This is a genomic window from Microbacterium bovistercoris (assembly GCF_003387575.1).
GTDB lineage: Bacteria > Actinomycetota > Actinomycetes > Actinomycetales > Microbacteriaceae > Microbacterium > Microbacterium bovistercoris.
The window spans coordinates 1-1,594 of the sequence record NZ_QUAB01000002.1 but is presented as its reverse complement, the minus strand read 5'-3'; the positions used below and the strand labels follow the sequence as shown (position 1 = coordinate 1,594).

Genomic DNA, 1,594 nt, shown 5'->3' with positions numbered 1-1,594 from the left:
TGTTATCAAGTCGTCGGCTTATTAGTACCAGTCAGCTGCACACGTTGCCGTGCTTCCACATCTGGCCTATCAACCCAGTAGTCTGGCTGGGAGCCTCTCACCCGAAGGTATGGAAGTCTCATCTTGAGGCCGGCTTCCCGCTTAGATGCTTTCAGCGGTTATCCATCCCGAACGTAGCTAACCAGCGGTGCTCCTGGCGGAACAACTGGCACACCAGAGGTTCGTCCAACCCGGTCCTCTCGTACTAGGGTCAGATCCTCTCAAACTTCCTACGCGCGCAGCGGATAGGGACCGAACTGTCTCACGACGTTCTAAACCCAGCTCGCGTACCGCTTTAATGGGCGAACAGCCCAACCCTTGGGACCTACTCCAGCCCCAGGATGCGACGAGCCGACATCGAGGTGCCAAACCATGCCGTCGATATGGACTCTTGGGCAAGATCAGCCTGTTATCCCCGAGGTACCTTTTATCCGTTGAGCGACAGCGCTTCCACAAGCCACTGCCGGATCACTAGTCCCGACTTTCGTCCCTGCTCGACCTGTCAGTCTCACAGTCAAGCTCCCTTGTGCACTTACACTCGCCACCTGATTGCCAACCAGGTTGAGGGAACCTTTGGGCGCCTCCGTTACTTTTTGGGAGGCAACCGCCCCAGTTAAACTACCCACCAGGCACTGTCCCTGAACCGGATCACGGTTCGAAGTTAGATATCCAGAGTGACCAGAGTGGTATTTCAACAATGACTCCACCATAACTGGCGTCATGGTTTCACAGTCTCCCACCTATCCTACACAAGCCACACCGAACACCAATACCAAGCTGTAGTAAAGGTCACGGGGTCTTTCCGTCCTGCTGCGCGTAACGAGCATCTTTACTCGTAATGCAATTTCGCCGAGTTCGCGGTTGAGACAGTTGGGAAGTCGTTACGCCATTCGTGCAGGTCGGAACTTACCCGACAAGGAATTTCGCTACCTTAGGATGGTTATAGTTACCACCGCCGTTTACTGGGGCTTAAATTCTCAGCTTCGCCCAAAAGGGCTAACCGGTCCTCTTAACCTTCCAGCACCGGGCAGGCGTCAGTCCGTATACATCGACTTGCGTCTTCGCACGGACCTGTGTTTTTAGTAAACAGTCGCTACCCACTAGTCTCTGCGGCCACCACACCCTTTCCGGAGCAAGTCCGTATAAGTGGATGGCCCCCCTTCTCCCGAAGTTACGGGGGCATTTTGCCGAGTTCCTTAACCACGATTCTCTCGATCTCCTTGGTATTCTCTACCTGACCACCTGAGTCGNAACCACGATTCTCTCGATCTCCTTGGTATTCTCTACCTGACCACCTGAGTCGGTTTGGGGTACGGGCGGCTGGAACCTCGCGTCGATGCTTTTCTCGGCAGCATAGGATCACCCACTTTTCATCCGCATCGTGTCTCAGCCTGCATGAGTCACGGATTTGCCTATGACTCGGCCTACGCACTTGCACCAGGACAACCATCGCCTGGTATGGGCTACCTTCCTGCGTCACACCTGTTAATACGCTCACTCCACCAGATGGGGTCCCGTGCTCCATCACCCGATGAACCCCGAAGGGTCCGGTGGG

1 rRNA gene is annotated in these 1,594 nt (G+C 55.0%); it reads right to left on the bottom strand.

From position 1 onward, the window contains the following. Position 1: 1 nt before the first annotated feature. A 23S ribosomal RNA gene (locus DY023_RS00145) occupies positions 2 to 1,594 on the bottom strand; the annotation flags it as partial.